This window comes from Celeribacter persicus, assembly GCF_003050785.1.
GTDB lineage: Bacteria > Pseudomonadota > Alphaproteobacteria > Rhodobacterales > Rhodobacteraceae > Celeribacter > Celeribacter persicus.
On sequence record NZ_QAOH01000008.1, the window covers coordinates 22,473 to 46,084 of the forward strand.

At 60.8% G+C, this 23,612-nt stretch carries 26 protein-coding genes; 14 read left to right on the forward strand and 12 right to left on the reverse strand.

Annotated features, from left to right (window positions below; genetic code table 11):
• Positions 1-43 precede the first annotated feature (43 nt).
• Positions 44-1,264, reverse strand: a complete 1,221-nt coding sequence (gene nhaA / locus C8N42_RS11560) for a Na+/H+ antiporter NhaA (protein WP_107816730.1) — start codon at positions 1,262-1,264, stop codon at positions 44-46.
• Between the two features lie 92 nt (positions 1,265-1,356).
• Here nhaA and C8N42_RS11565 point away from each other — a divergent pair, with 92 nt between their 5' ends.
• Genes C8N42_RS11565 through C8N42_RS11585 form a run of 5 tightly spaced genes read left to right on the forward strand, consistent with a single transcriptional unit; the run spans position 1,357 to position 4,634 of the window.
• Entirely contained in the window at positions 1,357-1,989 is a 633-nt protein-coding gene (locus tag C8N42_RS11565) for a VOC family protein (protein ID WP_107816731.1), read from the forward strand.
• Complete coding sequence (locus tag C8N42_RS11570) at positions 1,986-2,489, forward strand: GNAT family N-acetyltransferase (protein WP_107816732.1); 504 nt, start codon at positions 1,986-1,988, stop codon at positions 2,487-2,489. The genes C8N42_RS11565 and C8N42_RS11570 overlap by 4 nt, the downstream gene beginning before the upstream one ends.
• 52 nt (positions 2,490-2,541) lie before the next feature.
• Entirely contained in the window at positions 2,542-3,225 is a 684-nt protein-coding gene (locus C8N42_RS11575; protein WP_107816733.1) for a molecular chaperone DjiA, read from the forward strand.
• A gap of 2 nt (positions 3,226-3,227) precedes the next feature.
• The gene (locus C8N42_RS11580) at positions 3,228-4,271 is read left to right on the forward strand and encodes an endonuclease/exonuclease/phosphatase family protein (RefSeq protein WP_170109294.1); all 1,044 of its coding nucleotides are present in this window, start codon (positions 3,228-3,230) and stop codon (positions 4,269-4,271) included.
• Between the two features lie 42 nt (positions 4,272-4,313).
• Entirely contained in the window at positions 4,314-4,634 is a 321-nt protein-coding gene (locus C8N42_RS11585; RefSeq protein WP_245890082.1) for an AAA+ family ATPase, read from the forward strand.
• 3 nt (positions 4,635-4,637) lie between these two features.
• Here the strand turns inward: C8N42_RS11585 and C8N42_RS11590 are convergent, their stop codons facing one another.
• The 3 genes from C8N42_RS11590 to C8N42_RS11600 form a co-directional block, all read right to left on the reverse strand.
• Positions 4,638-6,191: a Ppx/GppA family phosphatase gene (locus C8N42_RS11590; RefSeq protein ID WP_107816736.1), complete on the reverse strand. Its 1,554-nt coding sequence runs from the start codon at positions 6,189-6,191 to the stop codon at positions 4,638-4,640.
• Between the two features lie 106 nt (positions 6,192-6,297).
• A complete protein-coding gene (locus C8N42_RS11595; RefSeq protein WP_107816737.1) occupies positions 6,298-6,981 on the reverse strand; it encodes a P-loop NTPase family protein in 684 nt (227 codons plus the stop codon).
• A 1-nt stretch (position 6,982) separates the two neighbouring features.
• Positions 6,983-8,068: an AI-2E family transporter gene (locus C8N42_RS11600; protein ID WP_107816738.1), complete on the reverse strand. Its 1,086-nt coding sequence runs from the start codon at positions 8,066-8,068 to the stop codon at positions 6,983-6,985.
• Between the two features lie 314 nt (positions 8,069-8,382).
• Here C8N42_RS11600 and proS point away from each other — a divergent pair, with 314 nt between their 5' ends.
• From proS to C8N42_RS11620, 4 genes are all read left to right on the forward strand, one after another.
• Positions 8,383-9,720, forward strand: a complete 1,338-nt coding sequence (gene proS, locus C8N42_RS11605; RefSeq protein ID WP_107816739.1) for a proline--tRNA ligase — start codon at positions 8,383-8,385, stop codon at positions 9,718-9,720.
• 121 nt (positions 9,721-9,841) lie between these two features.
• Entirely contained in the window at positions 9,842-10,348 is a 507-nt protein-coding gene (locus tag C8N42_RS11610; protein ID WP_107816740.1) for a DUF2937 family protein, read from the forward strand.
• A 102-nt stretch (positions 10,349-10,450) separates the two neighbouring features.
• On the forward strand, positions 10,451-11,746 hold the full coding sequence (locus C8N42_RS11615) for a lipoprotein-releasing ABC transporter permease subunit (protein ID WP_107816741.1): 1,296 nt from the start codon (positions 10,451-10,453) through the stop codon (positions 11,744-11,746).
• On the forward strand, positions 11,739-12,419 hold the full coding sequence (locus C8N42_RS11620; protein ID WP_107816742.1) for an ABC transporter ATP-binding protein: 681 nt from the start codon (positions 11,739-11,741) through the stop codon (positions 12,417-12,419). The genes C8N42_RS11615 and C8N42_RS11620 overlap by 8 nt, the downstream gene beginning before the upstream one ends.
• On the opposite strand, the gene C8N42_RS11625 is transcribed toward C8N42_RS11620, so the two are convergent.
• From C8N42_RS11625 to parE, 5 genes are all read right to left on the reverse strand, one after another.
• Positions 12,416-13,282, reverse strand: coding sequence for a phosphotransferase (locus tag C8N42_RS11625; protein ID WP_170109283.1), 867 nt, complete (start codon positions 13,280-13,282; stop codon positions 12,416-12,418). The two genes, C8N42_RS11620 and C8N42_RS11625, sit on opposite strands and share 4 nt — an antisense overlap.
• Before the next feature lie 121 nt (positions 13,283-13,403).
• On the reverse strand, positions 13,404-13,826 hold the full coding sequence (locus C8N42_RS11630) for an RcnB family protein (protein WP_107816744.1): 423 nt from the start codon (positions 13,824-13,826) through the stop codon (positions 13,404-13,406).
• Positions 13,827-13,939: 113 nt separating this feature from the next.
• A complete protein-coding gene (locus C8N42_RS21615) occupies positions 13,940-14,083 on the reverse strand; it encodes a hypothetical protein (protein ID WP_170109284.1) in 144 nt (47 codons plus the stop codon).
• A gap of 267 nt (positions 14,084-14,350) precedes the next feature.
• Positions 14,351-15,136: an HNH endonuclease gene (locus tag C8N42_RS11635; protein ID WP_107816745.1), complete on the reverse strand. Its 786-nt coding sequence runs from the start codon at positions 15,134-15,136 to the stop codon at positions 14,351-14,353.
• A 36-nt stretch (positions 15,137-15,172) separates the two neighbouring features.
• The gene (gene parE, locus C8N42_RS11640) at positions 15,173-17,128 is read right to left on the reverse strand and encodes a DNA topoisomerase IV subunit B (RefSeq protein ID WP_107816746.1); all 1,956 of its coding nucleotides are present in this window, start codon (positions 17,126-17,128) and stop codon (positions 15,173-15,175) included.
• A 185-nt stretch (positions 17,129-17,313) separates the two neighbouring features.
• Between parE and ppk2 the strand changes: the two genes are divergently transcribed.
• Positions 17,314-18,348: a polyphosphate kinase 2 gene (gene ppk2, locus C8N42_RS11645; RefSeq protein WP_107816747.1), complete on the forward strand. Its 1,035-nt coding sequence runs from the start codon at positions 17,314-17,316 to the stop codon at positions 18,346-18,348.
• A 124-nt stretch (positions 18,349-18,472) separates the two neighbouring features.
• On the opposite strand, the gene queC is transcribed toward ppk2, so the two are convergent.
• Positions 18,473-19,183, reverse strand: coding sequence for a 7-cyano-7-deazaguanine synthase QueC (gene queC, locus C8N42_RS11650; protein WP_107816748.1), 711 nt, complete (start codon positions 19,181-19,183; stop codon positions 18,473-18,475).
• Positions 19,184-19,266: 83 nt separating this feature from the next.
• The gene (locus C8N42_RS11655) at positions 19,267-20,211 is read right to left on the reverse strand and encodes an isopenicillin N synthase family dioxygenase (protein ID WP_107816749.1); all 945 of its coding nucleotides are present in this window, start codon (positions 20,209-20,211) and stop codon (positions 19,267-19,269) included.
• 170 nt (positions 20,212-20,381) lie between these two features.
• Here C8N42_RS11655 and C8N42_RS11660 point away from each other — a divergent pair, with 170 nt between their 5' ends.
• Positions 20,382-20,846 (forward strand): GNAT family N-acetyltransferase, encoded by a 465-nt coding sequence (locus C8N42_RS11660; RefSeq protein ID WP_107816750.1) that lies wholly within the window; start codon positions 20,382-20,384, stop codon positions 20,844-20,846.
• Between the two features lie 6 nt (positions 20,847-20,852).
• Here the strand turns inward: C8N42_RS11660 and C8N42_RS11665 are convergent, their stop codons facing one another.
• Entirely contained in the window at positions 20,853-21,272 is a 420-nt protein-coding gene (locus C8N42_RS11665; protein ID WP_107816751.1) for a DUF983 domain-containing protein, read from the reverse strand.
• A 297-nt stretch (positions 21,273-21,569) separates the two neighbouring features.
• Between C8N42_RS11665 and C8N42_RS11670 the strand changes: the two genes are divergently transcribed.
• From C8N42_RS11670 to C8N42_RS11680, 3 genes are all read left to right on the forward strand, one after another.
• Positions 21,570-22,508 (forward strand): EF-hand domain-containing protein, encoded by a 939-nt coding sequence (locus tag C8N42_RS11670; RefSeq protein WP_170109285.1) that lies wholly within the window; start codon positions 21,570-21,572, stop codon positions 22,506-22,508.
• A gap of 88 nt (positions 22,509-22,596) precedes the next feature.
• Complete coding sequence (locus C8N42_RS11675) at positions 22,597-23,187, forward strand: RNA polymerase sigma factor (RefSeq protein ID WP_107816891.1); 591 nt, start codon at positions 22,597-22,599, stop codon at positions 23,185-23,187.
• Complete coding sequence (locus C8N42_RS11680; RefSeq protein WP_107816753.1) at positions 23,174-23,611, forward strand: dihydroorotate dehydrogenase; 438 nt, start codon at positions 23,174-23,176, stop codon at positions 23,609-23,611. Before C8N42_RS11675 ends, C8N42_RS11680 begins: the two co-directional genes overlap by 14 nt.
• The last annotated feature ends 1 nt before the right edge of the window (position 23,612 follow it).

Here is a 23,612-nt window from a genome sequence, read left to right on the forward strand (position 1 = left end):
GGGGATCGTTCCTCCGGCCCTTTCGTTTTGCAATGAGAGGCACTTAATGTGCGGGTTCCTGCACCTCAGAGGCGGTGACTTCGGCCTCTTTCAGGGCCGGTTTGGCATCCGCCGCAGGGGCGAGTTTGAGCACGACAAAACCGATGATCGCGGAGATGATCGAGCCGGAGAGCACGCCGATGCGCACTTCGTTCATATGGAACGCATCCTCGAAGGACAGCCCGCCGATGAAGAGCGACATGGTGAAACCGATCCCCGCCAGCGCCGCGACACCATAGATATGGAGCCAAGTCGCGCCGAAGGGTTTCTTGGCTACGCCAAATTTCACCAAAATCCAGGTCATTCCGAAGACGCCGATCTGTTTGCCAAGGATGAGACCCAGAGCGATGCCCCGCGGCAGCGGTGAGAACACATCGGCAAGGGTCACGCCCGAGAGCACCACGCCCGCGTTGGCAAAGGCGAAGACCGGCACGATCAGGAAGAACACATAGGGAGAAAGCGCGTTTTCAAGCGCATGCAACGGCGACTTGCCCCATTTGTCCTTGATCGGGATGAAGAAGGCGGTGATCACGCCCGCGAGCGTTGCATGCACGCCGGATTTCAGCACCAGCACCCAGAGCACCGTCCCCAACAGGATGATTGGCGCGATCCGGTGAATGCCGGAGCGATTGAGGTAGAACATGATCGCCAAGGGGATGACCGCGAGGAACAGGTAATCGAGATGCAATTCGGCGGTGTAGAAGAACGCGATGATCAGGATCGCACCGAGGTCATCGAGGATCGCCAGCGTCAAAAGAAAGACCTTGAGCGACGATGGCACCCGATCCCCCACCAGCGCCAGAATGCCAAGCGCGAAGGCGATGTCAGTCGCTGCCGGAATGGCCCAGCCGGAATGGGTTTCGGGCGAGGAGATATTGAGGGCGAAATAGACTAGGGCGGGCATGATCATGCCGCCCACGGCGGCCATGCCGGGCAGAACCACGTCGCGCGGGTTCTTGAGTTTGCCTTCCATCAGTTCGTGTTTGAGCTCAAGTCCGACGAGCAGAAAGAACACCGCCATCAACCCGTCGTTGATCCAAAGGATCAGGGGTTTGGAGAGGCCGGTGTCTCCGAGTTGAACGGTGAAATACGACGACAATGCGCCATCGTAATACGGATAAAGCGAGGAATTGGCCACGAACATGGCAGCGACGGCGGCTACCATGAGCACGATACCGCCTGAAATCTCACTGTCGAAGAACTGTTCCAATTTGCGCAGGAGCATTGTCTTTTTCTGGTCTTTCCTGAAAGTTGAGTTAAGGGTGGGTCATATGGAGATGGGGACTCGTTTCCCCGGTTTCAATAAGGGCAATAGCAATGACCTACCGGATTGATCATCTGGTGATTTCCGCTTCCGATCTGGAGCAGGGCAAGGATGCGATGGAGGCTTTGCTCGACGTCGAATTCGGCCCGGGCGGGGTGCATAAGGACATGGGAACGCATAACGTGCTGCTGGCCATGGCGCGCCCGGATGGCAGCGATGCCTATCTTGAGGTGATCGCCCCCGATCCGGCGGCGAAGCGTCCCGATTTTCCCCGTTGGTTCGATCTCGATAACTTTGGCGGGCCGCCCCGGCTTACCAACTGGGTCGTGTCCTGCCCCGATCTCGAAGAGGCCTGGGAACTGGCCCCCGCCGATGTCGGGCGGATCATGTCGTTTCAGCGGGGTGCATATGCCTGGCGAATGATCGTGCCGGAGACGGGCGTTCTGCCTTTTGACAATTGTTTTCCGGCGTTGATCGAATGGCACTCGTCACGGCCCGTGCCGGGGCTGCCCGATCCGGGACTGGCCTTTCGTCGACTGAAAATCATGCACCCGGAACCGGAAGAGTTGCGCGAGGCGCTCGCGCCTTTTATCTCCGCCATGGAGCATGTTCGAATTGTGCAAGCCGAAACGCCGGGCCTTATGGCCGAGATCGGCACGCCGTCAGGGGAGATCTGGGTCGCATGACAGAAAAACCGCATTTGCGTGTGGCGCGGGCGGATGACGCCCTCGCACTCAGGGCCATCATGGCACCGGTGATCGCGGAGTCTACCGCGTCGTTTTCCTCTGTGGAGCGCGACGAAGCGGGCTGGGTGGCGATGATCGGTGATCGTCTGGCGCGCGGTCGGGCGTTTTACGTCGCCAAGATCAGGGGCGAGGTGGTGGGCTACGCGACTTATGATCAGTTCCGTCCGGGTAACAACGGCTATCGCTTTACCATGGAGCATTCCGTCTATCTGAGCGACGCGGCGCAGGGGTTTGGTCTTGGGCGGACGCTGATGCTCATGGTCGAACAGCACGCGCGCGAGGCCGGGCATCATTCGATGATCGGGGTCATCGACGCCGACAATGCCGCCTCCATCGCCTTTCACAAGGCGCTCGGCTATGTCGAAGCAGGGCGTATCCCGCAGGCGGGGTTCAAATTCGACCGCTGGCTCGATGTGCTTTTTCTACAGAAATTCCTTTGAACTCACGGATTTGTCGCGGGACTTGACCGGGTTTCCCGGATAAACTGCCCCCATGTCGATCTGGACCCGGATATTGGATGCGCTCAAGGCGCTTCGGGCGGGCGAAAGCCTTGCCTCGGTGTTCGAGCAGTTCCGCTCGGACCCGGAACGGCGCGTGGGCTTTACTATTGCGGTGATCGCGCTGGGCGCGAAAATGGCCAAGGCTGACGGGCTTGTGACCCGCGACGAGGTGACGGCGTTTCGTGAGGTGTTCCAGATCGCGAAAGAGGACGAGGCCGCCGCTGCGCGGGTGTTCAACCTCGCCCGTCAGGACGTGGCAGGCTTCGAGGATTACGCCAAAAGCGTCAAGAAGATGTATGGCGATGAATGCCGCCCGCTGATGGATCTCATGGACGGGCTGTTCCATATCGCCATGGCCGATGGCGAATATCATCCGGGCGAGGACGCTTTTCTGACCCGTGTGGCGGAGATTTTCGACGTTGACCCGCGTGCCTTCCGGGCGCTTCGGGCGCGCTACGTGCCTGACGCGGTGCGTGACCCTTACGATGTGCTGGGGGTCGATCCTTCGGCCTCGTATGATGAAATCAAGAAGGCCTATCGCGCCCTTGTGCGTGAAACCCATCCTGACCGGATGATCGCCCGCGGTGTGCCGGAAGAGGCGGTCAGGCTCGCCTCCGACCGGCTGGTGGAAATCAATGCCGCCTGGGAAGAGATCGAGGCGGAGCGGGCGGCATGAAAATCAGGATCGCCACCTATAACGTCGAATGGTTCGACAACCTGTTCGACAACAAGGGGCGGCCTCTGGCAGACGATGAGTGGTCGGCGCGACACAATGTGACGCGTGAGATGCAACTCGAAGCTCTGGGCAAGGTGTTCACTGCGATGGATGCCGATGCGATCATGGTGATCGAAGCCCCTGACACTAACCGCCGTCGCGACACGCGCCGGGCGCTCGAACAATTTGCGGATTGGGCGGGACTGCGAGCGATGGCGGTGGAAATGGGCTATGTGAACGAAACCCAGCAGGAAATCGCGCTGATGTACGACCCGCTGGTGCTGCGCGCGCGGCACGATCCGATGGGCGCGCCTGCGGGATTGGGCGAGGCCTTTGAGCCGCCTGCGTTCAATTCGATCTATCGGCTGGACCTCGACACCGACCGGGATCGCGAAGAGGTGCGATTTTCCAAGCCGCCGCTGGAACTGGCGATGGAGGTGCGGGAGACCGGCTTTGCCTTTCGCATGATCGGAGTGCATGTGAAATCCAAGGCGCCTCATGGCGCGCGCAGGCGGGACGACGTGATCCGCATTTCCATCGAGAACCGGCGCAAGCAACTGGCGCAATGCATCTGGCTGCGTGAACGGGTGGAGGGACATCTGGAGGCGGGAGAGTCCCTGATCGTTCTGGGGGATTTTAATGACGGTCCGGGGCTCGACGAATATGAAAAGCTCTTCGGGCGCTCGGGCGTCGAGATCGTCATGGGGCGCGAGGACCCGGATGTGCCACCGGAGATGCGGCTTTGCGATCCGAACGCGACCGAGGCGCTTGCCAGACGCGGCAATCAGGGGCCGACCTCCGCGCGTTTCTATATCGACGAGGAGGAGCGTTACCTCTCCGCTTTGCTCGATTATGTGATGATCTCACAGGACCTGAAAGACGGTGCGAAATGGCGCATCTGGCACCCGTTCGACAATCCTCTGTGTTTCCAGACACCGGAATTGCAGCATGCGCTCCTGACCGCTTCGGACCATTTCCCGGTGACGGTTGACCTCGATCTGCCCTGAGATCTGCGACACCGGGGTGAAATCGTCATGAAGAGCGCTTATATGAGAGCCATGAAACGGATTGCTCTGATCATGATGTTGCTGGCGGGGCCTTTGGCCGCGGAAGACGCCGCGCCTTCCGAAGGATCGGAAGGCTGGAACATGCTGCGCGAGGGCTCAAGGCTTTTGTTGCAACAGTTGTTCGAGGAGATGGGACCGGCGCTTGAGGACCTTGAGGGTTTCGTCGACGATCTAAACGCCTATGAAGCGCCTGAGATTTTGCCCAATGGCGATATTCTGATCCGGCGCAAGCCGGACCGACCGGAGGACGAAGCGCCGGAACGCGTGGTGCCCGATGCGCCGGAAGGGGCGATTGACATCTGAACGTCACGCCTGAGTGTGACGCACTTCCGTTTTGGCCCCGAGACTGGCGGCCAGCGATTGGAAACGGGCATCGGTGACCTCGCCGAACAGGTCCTCCGCCTCGGGGGTGAGTGTCAGGATCAGTTCTTTCTTCTTCGGGAAATAATCGAGCTTCGCCAGATTGTTCGGGGCATCCACGGTTAGCATCGCACCAAACCGCATGGCTTTGCCAAGAACCTCCGCATCGCGGATTTCCCGGTCCGACAGCATATCGATCAGATCGGCAAAGGGCGTGTTTTCGCGTGAGTTCTTGTAGCGATGGAGCAGCGCCAGCCCGAGGAAAATCCGTTCGTTATGAGTTAGCCCGCCGAGATTGGCGCGCGTGGCATTGTCGAAACAGACCTCCGCCCGGTAATCCGGATGCGCCCGCCATGTCACATCGTGTAAAAGGCAGGCGGCGCGGATCAGCCGCATCTTTTCATATTGCCGGGCGCGGAATATCGGTTCGATGAAGGCATGCAGACGCTTGCCGAAACCCGGCATGCGCGCGTCCTTCTGTTCGGAAAACCGGCAGGCCTCGATCAGCGGGTCGCGGGCGCGCACGCTCTCGGGCATCTGCTCAAACAAAAGCCCCTCGCGAATGCCGTAGGAGGAGATGCAAATCTCTTTCGGATGAAAGGTACGCACGAGCTGGCGCAGCACCTCGGCGGCAATCGGTACAAGCGACATGCGGGCCGAGGAGGTGCCGGTTCTGGCGCGCAGATCGGCCATGTCGCTTTTGCGGATGAATTTGATCGTGTCGGTGACCGAGCGGCTCGACATCCGGTATTCGTGGAGCACATGCAGCGGATAATTGCGCCGCTCCATGTCGATCCGGGCAATGGCACGCCATGAGCCGCCCACCAGATAAATCCGCTTGTGATCTGTGCCCATGGTGGCGGCCAGATCCTTCATGATCGGTGCGATGTGGTCTTTGAGCCCTTTACGCCCGCCCTTGAGCCCCTGAAGTTTCAGCGGGCCGAGCGGTGAGGTGACACGTTTTCCAACGGTGCCTTTCGAGACGATCGCCAGTTCCATCGAGGAGCCGCCGATGTCGCAGACGAGCCCGTCCGCCTCCGGCCAGCCCAGAAGCACGCCCTGCGCCGTGAGCCGCGCCTCTTCCTCGCCGTCGATGACCCAAAGGCTGAGGCCGGTCTCCCGCTCGATCTCCTCCCGAAACGCGGGACCGTCCTCAGCCTCCCTTACCGCGGCGGTCGCAACCGCCGTCAGTGGTGGGATTCCCATGCCTTGCGCCAGTTTCTGAAATCGGCGGATCGCGGACAGGGCGCGGATTTTGCCCTCCGGGTTGAGCCGTCCGGTTTCCCGAAGCCCCGCGCCCAAGCCGCACATGATCTTTTCGTTGTAGAAATAGGCGGGGCTGCGCGCCGCGCCGTCGAAGACGACCAGCCGTACAGAGTTAGAGCCGACATCGACCACGCCGACCCGCGACAGGGCTCGGGCCTCTTGGTCGAGAAACAGCGGACGCCCGAAAATGCCCCAATCCTGTTGCGCAGGCTCGGTGCGAGGAAGGTCGGTCATATCAGTCACAAGCGTGTCCTCTGGCTCATCCAAGGGGACAGTGCCAAATGCTCCGGCCTTCGTCAATCGCATGATTTTTGAGCGAAAACAAAACTTTCCGGAGAGTTCAGTCGTCTTTCGGGAAAAACTGTGCCGCGAGGCTGCGGGAGATCGGTTTGCCCGACCGCAGCGCGGCGTCGTCCAGCGTTTCCACCAGTCGGCGCGCGGCCTCCGCCGAGCGTTCCATGCGCTTGACCAGCCATGGGATCAGCGTGCCGGGCACGGCGATCTGCCGGTCGTCGAACTGTTTGACCAGCATGGCGGTGAGCAGCATGTCGTCGGGCGCTTCGATCCGCGCCACCGTGGTGCCCTGCATGCGCGACGCCAAATCGGGCAGGCCGAGCGTCCAGTGGTTCGGTGCGCTCTGGGCGGTCAGCAAAAGCCGTCCGCCCTCGGCGAGGGTGAGGTTGTGCAGATGGAACAACGCCTCTTCCGCGCGGCGCGGATCGGGCAGGGTGGAGAGACGGTCGGCATCCTCGACCACGACGAAACGACGTGCGGCGAGGGCGGGGATGTTCGCGTCGTCCAAGGTGTCGCCGGGAACGATCACGGCCCCATGGTCGCTGGCCCAGACATGCGCCATATGGGTCTTGCCGGCCCCCTCCGGGCCGACCAGCACCAGCTTGCCCGAGGGCCAGTTGTCCACGGCGTCGAGGGTGGCCATGGCCACGGCATTCGAGGGCGAGACGAAAAACGCATCGCGCCCCAGCGCCTGACGCACTGGCAAATCGAGGATGAGCTGTTCGGCCATGTCAGAGATCGTCGTCTGTCGGGGGCGGGGCGTTGGCTTCGAGGCCACGGTAGAGCCGACTGTCGTGGTATTGGTCGATGGCGAAGCGTGCAACGACCCCGAGGGCTGCGGCGACAGGGACCGCGACCAGCATGCCGACGAAACCGAAGAGCGTACCGAAGGCCGAGAGGGCGAAAATCAGCCAGACCGGGTGCAACCCGACCGAGGAACCGACGAGGTTCGGGGTCAGGATATTGCCCTCGACGAACTGGCCGACGGCGAAGATTGCCGCGACTGCGATGATCCACTGCCATTCGCCCCAGAACTGGAACAGTGCAAGGCCGATGGACAGGATGCCGCCGACGATGGCGCCGACATAGGGGATGAAGGTCAGAGCACCGGCAATGGCGCCCGCGACGAGACCGAATTTCAACCCAACCAGCATGAGCCCCACGGCGTAGAACGTACCGAGGATCAGACAGACCGTCCCCTGACCACGGATGAAGGAGGCGAGCGTGCGGTCGATGTCGGAGGCGAGACGCCGGATCACCGGGGCGTGGTCGCGTGGCAGGAGTTTGTCGACTTCCGCCACCATGCGATCCCAGTCCATCAGCAGGTAAAAGGTGATGACAGGGACGAGCACGAGCAGCATCACCACGTTGAACAGGCTCATGGCCGAGGCCAGCGCCCCCGAGAGCAACTCGCCGCCTTTCGACTGGATGGTCTCGCCGATCTGCGCCAGTGTCTGACGCAACTGGCTGCTTTCATCGAGCAGGACGGGGAATTTTGCGGTCAGAAAATTTTGCAGGTTGTTGATCAGGTCCGGTGCGGTGTTCACCAGATCCGTGGCCTGTTTGACCAGGGTCGGAATGACGAGCAGCGCAGTCAGGACGAAGAGTACCGCGGCGACAAGTGTGATCACGATGGTCGCCGCGATCCGGCTCAGCCCCCATGATTCGAGGCGATCCGCCACCGGATCGAGCATATAGGCCACCGCCATGCTGAGCACGAAGGGCAGGATGACATCCCCCATAAGCCACAAAAGCGCTAGGAAGACCACCGCAGCGATGCCCCAGTACCTCATCTGATCCCGAACAGGTAACGCCATACTCGCCTTTCCATGTTTCCCTTCATATCGCCCGCGCGGAGATGGGTTTCAAGGGGAAGTACATATGTAAGGACAAGTCTCTTTTAACCGGCTTGACGACAGGCCGAGCGGTGACGGCTTTGGGGCGGTCCTGACTGGAGCATCCGGGCAAGAGTGTCGGATTGAGGTGTCTGAGGCGCGAGAGTAAGCGGAAGGAATGGGATCTGATCCTGATATACACGTTTCGTGCGCAAGTTTCCCGTCCCCTGCGGCTTGTCTGACCCAAGGCGATGGCATAGACCGTTGCAAACACTGATCACTCAAGGGCTTTCCGCATGCGTCTGTCGCGCTATTTCCTTCCGGTTCTGAAAGAAACTCCCGCCGAGGCGTCGATTGCGTCGCACCGTCTGATGCTGCGTGCTGGCATGATCCGGCAACAGGCGGCGGGGATCTATTCCTGGCTGCCTCTGGGCTACAAGGTGCTCAAGAAGGTCGAGCAGATCGTCCACGAAGAGCAACAGCGCGCGGGTCATATCCCGCTTCTCATGCCAACTCTGCAATCGGCGGACCTGTGGCGCGAAAGCGGGCGCTATGACGATTATGGCGAGGAGATGTTGCGCATCACCGACCGTCAGGGGCGCGAGATGCTTTACGGCCCCACCAACGAAGAGATGATCACCGACATCTTCCGCTCTTATGTCAAGTCTTACAAGGACTTGCCGCTGACGCTCTATCATATCCAGTGGAAATTCCGTGACGAGATGCGGCCCCGGTTCGGTGTCATGCGCGGGCGCGAATTCCTGATGAAGGACGGATACAACTTTGACCTGACCGTCGAGGATGCGTTGCATGCCTACAACCGCCACCTCGTCAGCTATATTCGCACCTATGAGCGCATGGGGCTTCAGGCCATTCCGATGCGTGCCGACTCCGGTCCGATTGGCGGCGATGACACCCATGAATTCCTCGTGCTGGCCGAAACCGGTGAATCTGAGGTGTTCTACGACAGCGCGGTGACCGACATCAAACTCGGCAAGCGCGAGATTGATTATGACAGCGTCGAGCAATGCCGCGCCGTGATGGAAGAATTCACCTCGCTTTACGCACGCACCGACGAGACCCATGACGAAACGCTGTTCAACGAGGTGCCCGAAGAGCGCCGCCGCGCCGCGCGCGGGATCGAAGTCGGGCAGATTTTCTTCTTCGGCACGAAATATTCCGAAGCCATGGGCGCGACCGTGCAGGGGCCGGATGGTAAACCCGTGCCGGTGCAGATGGGGTCCCACGGGATCGGCGTCTCGCGTCTTTTGGGCGCTCTCATTGAGGCGAACCATGACGACAAGGGGATCATCTGGCCAGAAGGCGTGACGCCGTTCCATGTCGGGATCGTCAACCTGAAACAGGGTGACGACGCGGCCGATGCGGCCTGTGAGGCGCTGTATAAATCCTTTGAAGCGCTGGGACTTGAGCCGCTTTACGATGACCGGTCCGAACGCGCGGGCGCGAAATTCGCCACCATGGACCTGATCGGTCTGCCCTGGCGGATCACCGTCGGGCCGCGCGGGCTTGCGAACGGCGTAGTCGAAGTGACCTCGCGCCGCACCGGCGAGAGCGAAGAGATGACGCCGGAAATGGCGGTCGAGAAGATTGCGAAAATCTACGCCGGGCTCTGAGGCTTTATCGGCGAGAATTCGCACGTTTTGAAATCGGGGGCGGGGACGGGTTTGTCTCCCGCCCCCGAATCCTTTTAGCCTCTCTGCATCAATTTCCGCACAAGACGGAAGAGAGGCAGCCATGTTGAGAGCAATCGCCCTTGCGGGCGGCCTGTTGGGGGCCGCCGTTGTGTCCCAGTTTCCCGAGTTCACCCAGCAATATACGCAGCGCCTCGCCGGTCAGGTCGAGGCTCTCGGTGTCGTCATCGCCGATTTCGACGCCTCCGCGCACAAGGCGGAAATGACCCGGGAGGAAGCGCTGGCCTCCATGGGAGGATCGGTGTTTCTCGAAAACCGCCGCCGGGACATGCGGGAGACCATCGACCGGCATGGGCGCCTGTCTGAGGATCTCACCGCATTGCGCACCGCCTCGCCGCTGGAGCGGTTGACGATGCCGCAGCGGGTTACCGATACGAAACTCGCTCGCGCGACGTTCGACGACTTCCGCCCGGCCTTGCCACTTACGCTTGAGGGCGGAATTTCCGCGCTTGCGGGGTATTTCGGTGGCTGGGCCCTGCTCACGGGGCTTCTGGCGCTTCTGCTTTGGCCGTTCCGGCGGAGCAAGTCGCGCGCCGGTCTCACCTTCTGATCTCACAATGATCACCGCAACTCACGCAGGCGTCACCCCGCCTGCGCTTGACCTTTGGTGCGTCAAAGGGTTTGGTCTGGCAAACCTGTGAGGAGCCTCCCCGTGGACGCGGCCAGAACGACCAAGCCCTTTTCCCGCTTCGAGTGGAAAATCGCCTTTGCCTATCTGCGCGCGCGGCGCGAAGAGGGCGGCGTGTCGGTAATGACATGGATTTCGCTGATCGGCATTACGCTTGCCGTGGCAGCACTGATCATCACGCTCGCCGTGCGCACCGGGTTTCGAAACGAATTCGTCGATACGATCCTCGGTTCCAACGCCCATGTGACGGTCTATTCCTCGATCTACGTGACGCCGGAGGGGACGACCTCGCGCGCCATCGAGGACTATGACGACTGGGCCGCCAGGCTGCGCGACGTGCCGGGGGTGACCCGTGCCGCCCCTCTGGTGCGCGGACAGGTTATGGCCTCTGTGAGCGGGCGCAATGCCGGGGTCGAGGTCTATGGGATTTCGCCTGAGAACCTGATGACCATCCCGCGCGTGGCAATTTCGCCGGACGAGCATTGGGGGGATGTCTCGCGGTTTTCCGAGGGCATCGCCATCGGGTCCGGCGTGGCGCGTGAGTTGGGCGTTTCGGTCGGCGACAAGATCAAGCTGATCTCCCCGGACGGTGCCAAGACTGCTTTTGGCACAAGCCCGCGCGTGTCCTCCTTCGAGGTCGTCTATGTCTTTTCCGCCGGGCGTTATGATATCGACAAGACACGCGCTTACCTGCCTTTCGCAGAGGCGCAGAAGTTCTTCAACCGCGATGGTGCCGCCGATGAGATCGAGGTGATGATCGAGCATCCGGATCAGGTCGACGAGATCACCGTGCCGCTCCTGAAGGCGGTCGGTGAGCGTGGCATGGTCTGGACCTGGCGTGATGCCTCGGGGACCTTCCTGCGCGCCCTCGACATCGAGGACAATGTGATGTTCGTTATCCTCTCGGTGCTGGTCCTCATCGCCTCGATGAACATCGTTTCCGGGTTGATCATGCTGGTGAAGAACAAAGGCCGTGACATCGGCATCCTGCGCACCGTGGGGCTCACCGAAGGCTCCGTGTTGCGGGTGTTCTTCATCTGTGGCGCGATCACCGGTGTGCTCGGCACGATCTTCGGTGTGATCCTCGGTTCGCTCTTTGCGATTTATATCGACCAGGTGCTGAGCTTCGTGAACTGGCTCAATGGCGGCGGGGCCTGGGACCCGTCGATCCGGGGCATTTACGAACTGCCCGCCGAGCTGCGTTCCGTCGATATTTTCAAGGCGGTCGCGCTGTCGCTCGGTCTGTCTTTCATCGTCACGATCTTCCCGGCCCGGCGCGCGGCGCGGATGAACCCTGTGGAGGCGCTGCGTTATGAGTGACATGCTGTCCCTGAACCAGATCCGAAAGACTTATAATGCTGGAAAACCCAACGAAGTCGAGGTGTTGCGCGGGGTCGATCTGACTGTCGCACGCGGCGAGATCGTCGGGCTGATCGCGCCCTCGGGGGCCGGGAAGTCGACGCTTCTGCACATTGCGGGGCTTCTCGATCTGCCCGACAGCGGTACGGTGCAGATTGCGGGTCAGGACATGACCGGGCAGGGCGACAAGGCGCGCACCGCCATGCGCCGTGCGGGGGTGGGCTTCATCTACCAGTTCCATCACCTGTTGCCGGAGTTCACCGCGCTCGACAACGTGATCCTGCCGCAGCTCGCCAATGCCGTGCCGGAGCGGGAAGCTTCCGAGCGGGCCATGGGGTTGCTGGAGAAAGTCGGGGTTGGCAAACGCGCCTCCCATCGGCCTTCGGCGCTTTCGGGCGGCGAACAGCAGCGCGTCGCCTTCTGTCGCGCGCTGGCCAACACGCCGGGGCTTCTGCTTGCGGACGAGCCGACCGGGAACCTCGATCCGGAGACTTCCGATCTGGTGTTTGACGTGCTGATGGGGCTGGTGCGTGAAGAGGGGCTTTCGGCGCTGATCGCCACGCACAACCTCGCACTGGCGGCGAAAATGGACCGGGTGGTGCGGCTCGATGCGGGGCAGATCGTTCCGGCCTAGGAGGTTTCCCTGAGAAAGCGCGCCCGTTCATGTGCATAGCCCAATCCGCCCCCGGCATGCAGCTTGCGCGCCAGTGCAAGGCCGCTGAAAATCGGGAATGCGTGCGCGGCCTCTGAGGGAGGCACAAGTGTCAAAAGCGGCTGCGCGATCTCGTCTGTCAGTCCGAATTCGCTATGTTCTGCAATCCCTTGCGCAAAACAGGCGATGTCTTCGATCACCGCATTGGCGCGTCGCCCTGACAGATCAATCGCGGTGACACCATCGGGGCCAAGGATCAGGTTGCCGGGCCAGTAATCGCCATGACCGCCGCTGATCGTCAGAGATTCGGGGGTGTCCTTGAGCATGGTGCGTACCTGTGCCACCACATCAGCCGCAGGACCCTCGGCGCAATCCGCGAGCTTGCGCAGGATACGTTCCATCGGAAACGGGCCCTCGCGCCGATCCGTGCGCGTGGCTTCCGACAACCACAGTCGCCCGGCCTCCACCACCTCGGCAATGGTACCGCCCGCGCGCAGGTGCTCCAGCCCGTTTCGACCTGCGATAAAAGACATGACGAAAAACCCGGCTTTCGGGGCGATATGAAGGACTTGCGGAACATGAGCCGAGCGGCCCTTGAGGATTTCCGCCATCTGCCTGAGAGCCGATGTCTGACCGTTCACTGCGCGGATTTTTTCGCTGTGCCAGATCAACTTTGCAATCGCCGGACGGCCGTCCCAGGTGAGACGAAACACGGCGCGCTGGCCATAGGTTTGAAAGGCTTCGACATCTGTCGCGCGTACGGCCAGATGGGGCCGCGCGTCAAACAGGTTTTGTAACCGCCGGTGGGCGGCCACCAGATCGAGCGTATCAAAGGAACGGGCCATGGCGCGACTATGGCGGGCGCCGACCGGAGCGTCAAAGGCTTTGCTCCCCGGTCGGCACAAGGTCGGACCTGTGTCGGGCTTTTGTCTCCACCCGCGCGAGGGCATGCAGGATTGCCCGTGTTCAGTTGCCCACGATGTTGTTGTAAATCCCCATCGCGGAAATCACGATGGCGGCGTCGCGGGCGATCTTGTAGACCGTGTCGCCGGAGACCACGTAGCGGTCGCCTTTCGGATCGGGAAGGCCGTAGCGGTCGTAATCGCGGATCACCCGGTAGCCGTCGGGCAGACGGTCGCCGCGCCCGTAACGGTGATGGGCGGCCTGTTTGCCATAGCATTGTTGATCGAGCCCGGGAGGCAGAGTGCTGCGCTTGCCCTCGCGGATCTGTTTCGCGATCCCCGGCGGAAGGTCGCAACCCGCCGGAATATGGCCCGGATTGTGAGCGACGATACGGTCGGCGTGCTTGTTCTTGTTCGGATTTGCAAACGTCGGGCTCGCCGCCAAGAGCGAGAGCGCGATGAGAGCAGTGGTTTTCAAGCGGGTCATGGAACGCCTCTGAATATTGTTTTCAGCAGGTATAACGTGCCGCAAGGAAAAAGGGTTCCTCCGATTTTCCGGTGGGCGGAAGGGTGCTAAGGAGCGGGGATTTTTGCCGGCGCTCAGTCTGCCGGAGTGATCGGCGTGATCTGTGCGGTGGTCTTGGTGAACTGCGGGCTGTGCAGCGGATCGTCGGACTCGGCCAGCGCCGGGAAGGACATTAGGGCGGCGAAGGTGAGGGCGAGGGATTTGAGAAAGTTTTGCATCGAAGGGACTCCTTGTGTGCAAGCTCTGTGTGAGCGTTAACACGAGATAAGGCGATTGTGGCGGATTGACGCAAGTAGGCGCGCGGGAATGTGAAGGCAGGGTGAGGTTTGTGTGAGAGGGCTTTGAGAGGAGCGGTGTACAGCACGGGGTGCCCTTGCGATTGCTTCAGCAATCGCCAAGCATCCTGCCCGCCATACTATGTGTTGTTTGCCTTCGGCAAAACGGCGGGATGCTTGCGTACCCCACCACGGGCAGGAGGCTTGGGGTCAGGCATTGAGTTCGTAAAGCTCGCCTGTTTTTTTATGCTGAATTAGTGGCCGTGGAATACGCTGCGCAAAATTTGGAACGAGCAGCCTTTGTCTAGATGAACCAAAGCCGATTCCAGCAACACAATTCACTAGTTTTGCACCAGCTATCTTGTTTGTTCCGAAGTTGGTTGAAGTTGGAGAAAACCGAAATATTTGCGCCCTAATTTCCAATTCTGTATTTAGTTCGGCCACAGGGTTTCGAAAGTCGATTTCTAAAAACTTTTTACCCTTCTTCTTCCGAAAGGTTGCGAGATTGTGATGAAAGTCGATGTCCCAAAAGTTGTTAGGGTTAGCAGCAATTTGGTTGTTAGTAATTCGAAGTTCTGGCCAAAATTTGTTGTCAGGAAAATAAAGGCTTAGTGAACGTTCACCTTCAATAATGTCGTAGGTAATTAAAGGGAGATCATAATAGGTGAATATTTTCGGAGTATTGATGTAAGTATTTCCGCCGACGATAAAACTTGGTTCAGTTTCAGCGGAGATTAGTGTCCCACGAATCTGACCAGTTTTTATGTTGTGAGGAGTGAATTTCAGGTCATATTGCTTTTGTCGCGTTAGCTTTGCGACTTCCGTATGATGGGAAGGACATAGAGCAATCATATGTTCGGGATCATTATGTTGCTTTTCTGACCAAGGTATAATGTGATGGTATTCGACAAAGGGTGCTCCGCAAACGCAGCAGCCGAAACCAGCTTCTTGACGGAGTTGGCGTCTAACTCCCGCAGGAATATATCTCTCCATCATTCCCCTTCTCGAAAGTAAGACTTTCGAGAATCCTAATTACACATCCAATTCCTCAACAAACCGTGCATTTTCCTGAATGTACTGGAACCGCAACTCCGGTTTTTTCCCCATCAGACGCTCCACCAGATCGGCGGTTTCGCCCGGTTCGTCTTCGTCAATCGTCACCCGGATCAGTTTACGCGTGGCCGGGTCCATCGTGGTTTCTTTCAAATCCTTGGCGTCCATTTCACCGAGGCCTTTGAAGCGGGAAACGTCAATTTTGCCTTTGCCGCCAAGGCCTTTCTCAAGCCACATGTCCCGTTCCGCCTCGTCGAGGCAGTAGACGCGTTTGGCCCCCTGAGTCAGGCGGTAGAGCGGCGGGCAGGCGAGAAAGAGGTGGCCCTGGTCGATGAGCGGGCGCATCTGGGTGTAGAAGAAGGTCATCAAAAGCGAGGCGATATGGGCGCCGTCGACATCGGCGTCGGTCATGATGATGACGCGCTCGTAACGCAGATCGTCGACGTTGAACCGCGTGCCCATGCCGACACCGAGCGCCTCGCAAAGGTCGGAGATTTCCTGATTGGACGTGAGCTTGTTCGAGGCGGCGCCCAGCACGTTCAAAATCTTGCCCTTCAAAGGCAACAAAGCCTGCGTTTCGCGTTTGCGCGCGCCCTTGGCGGAGCCGCCGGCGCTGTCGCCCTCGACGATAAACAGCTCGGTGTTGGAGCGATCTTTCGAGGTGCAGTCGGTGAGCTTGCCCGGTAGGCGCAGTTTCTTGGTCGCGGATTTGCGCTGGGTTTCTTTTTCCTGACGGCGGCGCATGCGTTCTTCGGCGCGCAGCACGAGGAAATCGAGGATCGCACCGGCGGATTTGGTGTCGGCGGCGAGCCAGTTGTCGAAATGGTCGCGGACGGAGTTTTCGACGAGGCGGGCGGCCTCGGTGGTGGCGAGGCGGTCTTTGGTCTGGCCGACGAATTCCGGGTCCGCAATGAAACAGGACACCAAAGCACAGCCGCCGGTGAGCAGATCGTCGCGGGTGATGTCCTTGGCTTTCTTGTTGCCGACAAGTTCACCATAGGCGCGCACGCCCTTGAGGACGGCGGCCCAGAAGCCCGCCTCATGCGTGCCGCCTTCGGGGGTGGGGACGGTGTTACAATAGGACTGGATGAACCCGTCGCGCGACGGCGTCCAGTTGATCGCCCACTCGACCTTGCCGGGCACACCGAAGCGGGGCTGGAACTCGACCACACCGGCGAAGGGGCGGTCGGAATAGGTGGTCACCGCGCCGAGCGTCTCGGACAGGTAATCCGCCAGTCCTCCGGGGAAATGGAACGTGGCCTCGGTCGGCGTCTCGCCATCGTCGATCTCGCTCTTCCAGCGGATTTCAACGCCGGAGAAGAGGTAGGCCTTGGAGCGCGCCAGCGTGAAAAGGCGCTTGGGTTTGAAGCGGTGATGACCGAAAATCTGCTCGTCGGCGTGGAATTTCACCGAGGTGCCGCGCCGGTTCGGGGCGGCGCCGATTTTCTCGACCGGCCCCTGCGGGATGCCGCGGGAGAAGCGTTGTTCGAACAGTTCCTTGTTCTTGGCGACCTGCACCACCATGAGATCGGAGAGGGCGTTCACCACAGAGGAGCCAACGCCGTGCAGACCGCCGGAGGTCTGATAGGCTTTGCCGGAGAATTTACCACCGGCGTGGAGCGTACAGAGGATGACTTCGAGCGCGGATTTGCCGGGGAATTTCGGGTGCGGATCAACGGGAATGCCTCGACCGTTGTCCACGATGGTGACGGAGTGATCGGCGTGCAGCGTGATCTCGATGCGATTGGCGTGACCGGCGACGGCCTCGTCCATGGAGTTGTCGAGAATTTCGGCCACGAGGTGATGCAACGCGCGTTCGTCCGTGCCGCCGATATACATGCCCGGGCGTTTGCGGACGGGTTCCAGACCTTCGAGCACCTCGATGGAAGAGGCGTCATAGGCGGGTTCGGAACCTGTGAGTAGATCGTCGGACATGGGGCTTTGCTCGATTCTTATGTTTGCCGGGTTGGTCAAGGATTAGACCATCGGGCGGCAAAAGGCGCAAGCGGTTGAGGGGATAAGGCTGAAAACCTTGCCTCAGATCAAGGAAAGGGGAAGGGTTTTCGTGTAACAGGGATGTGACAAGCGCACAGTTTGCCAAACAATGGAGATATGCCCATATGACGACGTCCAACACGCCCGCCACCGAAACCTCTGTGTCCGTTGAAACCGTCAATGGCACATCCGCCGCGCCGCAATCCTCCGTGGCAACCGACGTACAGGCCGAAGCACAGGCCGGGGCGCAGGATACAGCCGTTGTGCAGGGCGGGCCGAAGCATTTCCCGACAGTGACCCCGGACAAGATCCGCGCAGCGTTTGAGAGCGGCAAATATCCATACCGCAAAAAGATGACCCGCACGGAATACGAGCGCACCAAGGTGGCGCTTCAGGCGGAGCTTCTAAAGGCGCAGCTCTGGGCCCAGCAGACCGGGGACAAATATGTGCTTCTGTTCGAAGGGCGCGATGCGGCGGGCAAGGGTGGCACGATCAAGCGCTTCATGGAGCATATGAACCCGCGGCATGCCCGTGTCGTGGCGCTGAACAAGCCGACGGAGACCGAGAAGGGCCAGTGGTTCTTTCAGCGCTACATCGAACATTTGCCGACCTCGGGCGAGTTCGTGCTCTATGACCGCTCGTGGTACAACCGCGCAGGCGTGGAGCGGGTGATGGGGTTCTGTACGCCGAACGAATATCTCGAATTCATGCGTCAGACGCCGGAGTTCGAGCGGATGCTGAGCCGCTCGGGGATCAAGCTCTACAAATACTGGTTCTCGGTGACGCAGGCCGAACAGCAACGCCGGTTCAAGGCACGGGAAACCGACCCGCTGAAACAGTGGAAGCTGTCGCCGATCGACAAGGCCTCGCTGGACAAATGGGACGATTATACCGAGGCGAAGGAGGCGATGTTCTTTTACACGGACACGGCGGATGCGCCCTGGATCATCGTGAAATCGAACGACAAGAAACGCGCTCGGATCGAATGCATGAAGCATTTCCTGATGACGATCGACTATCCGGACAAGGACGAGGCGCTGATCGGCGAACCCGATCCGCTGATCGTCGGTCACGCGGGCCATGTGGTGCACAAAAGCGAGCACATCCTAGGTACGGCGCTGCATCCGGATGCACGGCGGGGCCGGAACGGTAAGGCGTAAGGTCAGTCATATTTATATTTGGATGCGGCCAACTGTAGGAAAGCCCCGTCTCGGTCGAGGCGGGGCTTTTGTCGTGTTCATTCGTATCGTGAAAGCATTTCGCGAAAGGTTTGAGTGGAGGCTTTTAACGATCGTTTTTGCGGGAGGCTTGAGCAATCGCGGCTTTCCAGAACCCCGGGTCTTCGTAGTCGGTCGGATCGGGAATGCCTGCGAGGTGAAAGGCTTCTCGGCGCTCGACACAGGTGCCGCAGCGGCCACAGTGACGCGTGCCGCCTTTGTAGCAGGACCATGTGTCGGCAAAGGGTGTGTCCACGGCGGTCCCGGCTGTCACGATATCGGCTTTGGTTTTATGAACGAAGGGCGTGGAGAGGCGGATGTCGGCATAGCCGTCCAGAGCTGCGCGTTGCATGGTCTCAAAGCTTTCCGTGAAGGCCGGGCGACAATCGGGATAAATGAAATGATCGCCGCCATGAACTGCCGTGGCGACGGCTTCGTCACCCTGCGCCGCAGCGACCCCGAAAGCGATGGTCAGCATGATGGCGTTGCGATTGGGGACGACCGTGATCTTCATCGTCTCTTCGGCGTAATGTCCGTCCGGCACATCAATATCATCGGTAAGCGCGGAACCGGTGAGCGCAGCACCTATGGGGCGCATGTCGATGATCTGATGCGACACATTGAGGCGCTGGGCGGCGCGTGCGGCATAGTCCAGTTCCTTGGCGTGACGCTGGCCGTAGTCAAAGGAGACAAGACGAGAAAGATCGCCCTTTGCAGCAAGCACATGGGCGAGGGAAACGGAGTCCAATCCGCCGGAGCAGATGACGAGGGTTTTCATGGTGCGGGTCCTTGTTTTGTAACCGGGTAGGCTGCGACCGGTGGAGCTTATGTGCGGGTCCAGAGGACGAGATGCAAGCGGGATCACCCGTTTGCGGCGGCGAATTTGCTCATCAGGTATGGTCCGGAGGTTACGCTGCCCGAAGCTGGACCTGAGAGCGGTTTGATTTCGGCATGCCAGTTCGGTTGATGGAAATAGGCAATCGACATCCGGGTTTTGGTGGCCCAGTCGGGCGGCGTGACGACCCGGTGCAGCGTCGAGGTCCAGCGCCCATTGGTCCAGAGCGCCATCAGATCGCCGATGTTGATCACGAAAGCGCCGTCCACCGGCGGAATGCCGCGCCAAGTGCCCTCGGGCGTGAGGATTTCGAGACCGCGCGAGCCGGGTTCGGGCAGGAGGATGGTGAGGGAACCGTAATCCGTATGCGCTCCGGCGCGGAGCTGGTTCTCTTTGGGTGCCTTGTCCTGTGCCGGGTAGTTCAGCGCGCGCATCCCTGAGATCGGCGTCGAAATAAAGGGTGCGAAATGATCGGCGGGCAGGTCGAGCGCCACCGCGAAAACCTCCATGATCCGGGCGGCGAGGGTTTCCATCTCGGCATAATAGGTGCGCCATGCGTCCTTGAAACCGGGAAGTGCGGGGAAGGGCGTTGGTGCATAGCAGAAGGCCAGCGCATCCGGGTCGGTCTCTCCCGGCGGAATGGCGGCAGGGCCACCGTTGAAGCTTTCCTTGAGATCGGGCGGCGTGTCCTCTCCGCGGGATTTCGCCAGAGCCTCGGTGCCGGGGCCGAGATAGCCGTAGGGGCCACCGGGGGTGGGGGCGACCTTGTGTTTGTCCTCGGGCGATTGTGCGAAAAAGGTGCGGGCGTGCGACCAGAGGTTTTCGATCACCTCGTCGGGCACGCCATGGCCCGTGACGGCAAGAAAGCCGGTTTCGCGACAGATGCGATCCACTTCGGCTCCGATGGCGGCGCGGCCCTCCGGATCGGCGGCAGCGAAGGCAGCGAGGTCGAGCAAGGGGAAATCGGTCATGGTGTGGGCTTTCTGTTGTGTTACCTCGATAGAAAAGCTGCCGGTAGAGACTGTCAATTTGTTGCATGCCGCGCAGCCTGCACAGGGCGGTTGCGCTGCGGGACAGGCCCCATAATTGAGCAGGTCTGGTCCCATGACAGAGCATTGCGGAGTGTGGATGAGTGCGGCGCATGAATGGACAGACGAACCTTATCCTGCGCGCAGCCACATCCGGGGATGTGTCAGACATCACAAAGCTGGTGACGGAGGCCTTCGCGCAATACACGCCGCTGATCGGTAAACCGCCGGCCCCTGCGCTCTACGACTATGCGGAGATCGTCGCGCGGGGACGCGTGACGCTGGCGCTTGCCGGTCAGGCGATGCTGGGCGTGATCTACATCTATCCGGAAGAGGAAGGGGCGATGATGCTCGACGTGCTCGCGGTGTCGGAAGCGGCTCGGGGGCGGGGGATTGCGACAGGGTTGATCCGGGCCGCCGAGGATCAGGCCCGCGCGGAGGGAGCGCGGCTCATGCGGGTCTATACCAATGTGGCGATGACGGGGCCGCAGGCGCTCTATCCGAAGCTTGGCTACCGTGAGACCCATCGCGGAGAGAGCGACGGCTATAGTCGCATTCATTACGAGAAGGCGCTTTGAGCGGTGTCAGTCGTCTTCCTCGCCAAACCCATGCATGCGCTTGGCCCATTGAAAGGCCACGATCATCCCCTTGAACCGCGGTAAAAGATAGAGCGAAAGGGCGACCGTGCCGGTGGCGAAAATCGCGACAAGCACGAGAGGGTCGGGGCGGAAGGCCACGAACACCCAGCCGAGCAGGGGCGCCATCAAATGGCCGACGATCAGGATGGTGAGATAGGCCGGCCCGTCATCGGCGCGGTGATGCGACAGGTCTTCACCACAGACCGGGCATTCGTTGCGCACGGTCAGATAGCCTTTCATCATCGGCCCGCCACCACAACAGGGACAGCGGCGTTTCCAGCCACGCAGCAGCGCCGGGCGCAACTCGCGCTCGCCATCGGCGGATTGGATCGGGTCGGTCGAATAGCCCTGAGGGATATCGGTCATAGTATGTGCGCCTTCATGTGCGGTTCGGGCGAAAGTCTAAGGGAAAGCAACATCCATCGTGCCGCGCAGATTGTCCTTGCGGCGCGATGTCGCGCGGGGATTTCCGCCACGCTCTCCTCCGCAGGCCAGCTTGGCATGTTTTTTTTATCGAGGCTACCGTTCACGGCGCTGTGATGCGGGATTTCGCCGGAGGGGCGACGGAAACACCGGGAAGGTGCGTTTGTATCTCTGAAAGCGCGGCTTGATGGGGAGTTCAAAAGGGCCGCGTGAGGGTAGCTTTGAATGAGGATGAAAGACATGAAACGTAAAAGCATTGTTTCCGCCGTCGCACTGATCGCCGTTCTGGGCGGTTCCTCCGTGGCACTGGCCGCGGGCATGGGGCAGCAGGATCGGATGATGCGCATGGGTGGCGCTCATGGCCAGATGGGTCAGATGGGCCAGATGAACGGTCAGCGGGGCTTTGGTCCCTTCGGCCCGGATTTCGATTTCGCGACGGTCGATGCCGATGAAGACGGCAAGATCACCCAAGAGGAAATCGACGCCTTCCGCGCAGCGCAATTCGCCAAGGTCGACACCAATGGTGATGGCACCGTGGACGCGGACGAGCTTTATGCCCGTCAGGAGGCCCAGCGGGTCGAACGGATGAAAGCCCGTGCCGCGGCAATGATCGAAGCGCGCGACACCGACGATGACGGTCTGTTGAGTGCCAAGGAAATGCAGGGTCCGGGTAAGGGAACTGTGTTCGACAGGCTCGATCGCGACAATGACGGCGCTCTGAGCGAAGAGGAACTCTCCGCGATGACCCGTGGGATGCAGGGCCGCCAAGGTGGTCAGATGCAGGGTAAACAGGGCCGCATGGGTGGACAAATGGGCGCTCAGATGGGTGGCCAGATGCAGGAAGGCCGCATGGGCATGATGGGCCATCCGGGCATGGGCTACGGCCCAATGAATGGCCAGGGCTACGGTCCGATGTACGGCCAAGGCTACGGTGCGATGCAAGGCCAACCGGGCATGGGCTATGGCCCGATGAACGGGCAGGGTTATGGCGCTATGCAAGGGCAGCCGGGCATGGGCTATGGCCCGATGAACGGGCAGGGCTACGGTGCGATGCAAGGTCAGCCAGGTATGGGCTATGGTCCGATGAACGGGCAGGGTTATGGGCCGATGTATGGCCAGCAGGCGCCGATGATGCAGCAAGCCCCGGCGCAGGACGCGCCTGAGGCGGAAGGCAACTGAGGCCGATGAGACAGGATCGGGGGCGTCCGCGCCCCCGGTCAAGGACGTGATGGACCTGCCCCTACGTTTGCGCTACGCAGAACCGGTGATGACCATGCCCTTCGACGCCCTCAATGATGTTTCCGACGAAGCCCTGCTCGTTGCCTTCGGCAATGGCGACAGGGCTGCGGCCCGGGCCTTGACGCTGCGGTTGACGCCGCGGGTTGTGGGTTATGCCGCACGGCTTCTGAAAGATCGCGAAGAGGCCGAAGATGTGGCGCAGGACGCCATGCTGCGGCTCTGGAAGATCGCGCCTGAGTGGCGCCAGGGCGAGGCGCAAGTGACGACATGGCTCTACCGTGTGGTCACCAACCTGTGCACCGACCGGCTGCGGAAGCGACGTGGCAAGGGGCTCGACGAGATCGCCGAGCCGGAAGACGGGCGGCCCTCGCAGGACGCGGTGCTGATGCAGCGTCAGAGGGTCGATGCCTTGCAGATGGCGCTCGACAGCTTGCCGGAGCGGCAGCGTGAGGCGGTGGTATTGAGACATATCGAAGGTCTGGGCAATCCGGAGATTGCCGAGGTTCTGGAGATCAGCGTCGAGGCGGTCGAAAGTCTGACCGCCCGGGGCAAGAGAGCGCTGGCGGCGGCCTTGGCCTCGCAACGCGAGATATTGGGGTTCGAAAATGACGGATCGTGACGACAAACGGATGGTTGAGTTCCCGGAGCGGGAACTGGAAGCGCTTTTCGCGGAGGCGCGGCGTGAGACGATGTTGCCGTCTGGCGGGCTAATGGAGCGTATCCTCGCCGATGCCGAGGCCATGATCGACACGCGCGAGGCGACCGAGGCGGCGCGTCTCAAGACCTTGCGCGGAACCCCCGCGAAACCGCGTCATCCGCTGGTTGCGGCCATGGTGGCGGCGCTGGGTGGCTGGCGTGCGGTGGCGGGGCTGGCAACGGCAGGTGTGGCCGGTCTGGCGATCGGTCTCGGGACGCCTGCGGCGGTGACCTCGCTTGCGACGGGAGCCTATGTGTCCGGGGAAGAGAACTATGATACGGCGACGAGCGGTTACGGGATCGACGCCCTGCTCCCGAGCTTTTACGAACTGGCGGTGGAAGGATAAG

What these genes read in the sequence shown, in the direction of transcription:
- C8N42_RS11585 (WP_245890082.1), top strand. Translation starts at nt 4,314, where the DNA reads ATGAGAGCCATGAAACGGATTGCTCTGATCATGATGTTGCTGGCGGGG.
- C8N42_RS11595 (WP_107816737.1), bottom strand. Translation starts at nt 6,981, where the DNA reads ATGGCCGAACAGCTCATCCTCGATTTGCCAGTGCGTCAGGCGCTGGGG.
- C8N42_RS11660 (WP_107816750.1), top strand. Translation starts at nt 20,382, where the DNA reads ATGAATGGACAGACGAACCTTATCCTGCGCGCAGCCACATCCGGGGAT.
- C8N42_RS11590 (WP_107816736.1), bottom strand. Translation starts at nt 6,191, where the DNA reads ATGACCGACCTTCCTCGCACCGAGCCTGCGCAACAGGATTGGGGCATT.
- C8N42_RS11655 (WP_107816749.1), bottom strand. Translation starts at nt 20,211, where the DNA reads ATGACCGATTTCCCCTTGCTCGACCTCGCTGCCTTCGCTGCCGCCGAT.
- C8N42_RS11630 (WP_107816744.1), bottom strand. Translation starts at nt 13,826, where the DNA reads ATGACCCGCTTGAAAACCACTGCTCTCATCGCGCTCTCGCTCTTGGCG.
- C8N42_RS11610 (WP_107816740.1), top strand. Translation starts at nt 9,842, where the DNA reads ATGTTGAGAGCAATCGCCCTTGCGGGCGGCCTGTTGGGGGCCGCCGTT.
- C8N42_RS11570 (WP_107816732.1), top strand. Translation starts at nt 1,986, where the DNA reads ATGACAGAAAAACCGCATTTGCGTGTGGCGCGGGCGGATGACGCCCTC.
- C8N42_RS11635 (WP_107816745.1), bottom strand. Translation starts at nt 15,136, where the DNA reads ATGATGGAGAGATATATTCCTGCGGGAGTTAGACGCCAACTCCGTCAA.
- ppk2 (WP_107816747.1), top strand. Translation starts at nt 17,314, where the DNA reads ATGACGACGTCCAACACGCCCGCCACCGAAACCTCTGTGTCCGTTGAA.
- C8N42_RS11675 (WP_107816891.1), top strand. Translation starts at nt 22,597, where the DNA reads ATGACCATGCCCTTCGACGCCCTCAATGATGTTTCCGACGAAGCCCTG.
- C8N42_RS11620 (WP_107816742.1), top strand. Translation starts at nt 11,739, where the DNA reads ATGAGTGACATGCTGTCCCTGAACCAGATCCGAAAGACTTATAATGCT.
- C8N42_RS21615 (WP_170109284.1), bottom strand. Translation starts at nt 14,083, where the DNA reads ATGCAAAACTTTCTCAAATCCCTCGCCCTCACCTTCGCCGCCCTAATG.
- C8N42_RS11625 (WP_170109283.1), bottom strand. Translation starts at nt 13,282, where the DNA reads ATGGCCCGTTCCTTTGATACGCTCGATCTGGTGGCCGCCCACCGGCGG.
- C8N42_RS11670 (WP_170109285.1), top strand. Translation starts at nt 21,570, where the DNA reads ATGAAACGTAAAAGCATTGTTTCCGCCGTCGCACTGATCGCCGTTCTG.
- queC (WP_107816748.1), bottom strand. Translation starts at nt 19,183, where the DNA reads ATGAAAACCCTCGTCATCTGCTCCGGCGGATTGGACTCCGTTTCCCTC.
- proS (WP_107816739.1), top strand. Translation starts at nt 8,383, where the DNA reads ATGCGTCTGTCGCGCTATTTCCTTCCGGTTCTGAAAGAAACTCCCGCC.
- C8N42_RS11565 (WP_107816731.1), top strand. Translation starts at nt 1,357, where the DNA reads ATGACCTACCGGATTGATCATCTGGTGATTTCCGCTTCCGATCTGGAG.
- C8N42_RS11680 (WP_107816753.1), top strand. Translation starts at nt 23,174, where the DNA reads ATGACGGATCGTGACGACAAACGGATGGTTGAGTTCCCGGAGCGGGAA.
- C8N42_RS11600 (WP_107816738.1), bottom strand. Translation starts at nt 8,068, where the DNA reads ATGGCGTTACCTGTTCGGGATCAGATGAGGTACTGGGGCATCGCTGCG.
- C8N42_RS11575 (WP_107816733.1), top strand. Translation starts at nt 2,542, where the DNA reads ATGTCGATCTGGACCCGGATATTGGATGCGCTCAAGGCGCTTCGGGCG.
- C8N42_RS11665 (WP_107816751.1), bottom strand. Translation starts at nt 21,272, where the DNA reads ATGACCGATATCCCTCAGGGCTATTCGACCGACCCGATCCAATCCGCC.
- nhaA (WP_107816730.1), bottom strand. Translation starts at nt 1,264, where the DNA reads ATGCTCCTGCGCAAATTGGAACAGTTCTTCGACAGTGAGATTTCAGGC.
- parE (WP_107816746.1), bottom strand. Translation starts at nt 17,128, where the DNA reads ATGTCCGACGATCTACTCACAGGTTCCGAACCCGCCTATGACGCCTCT.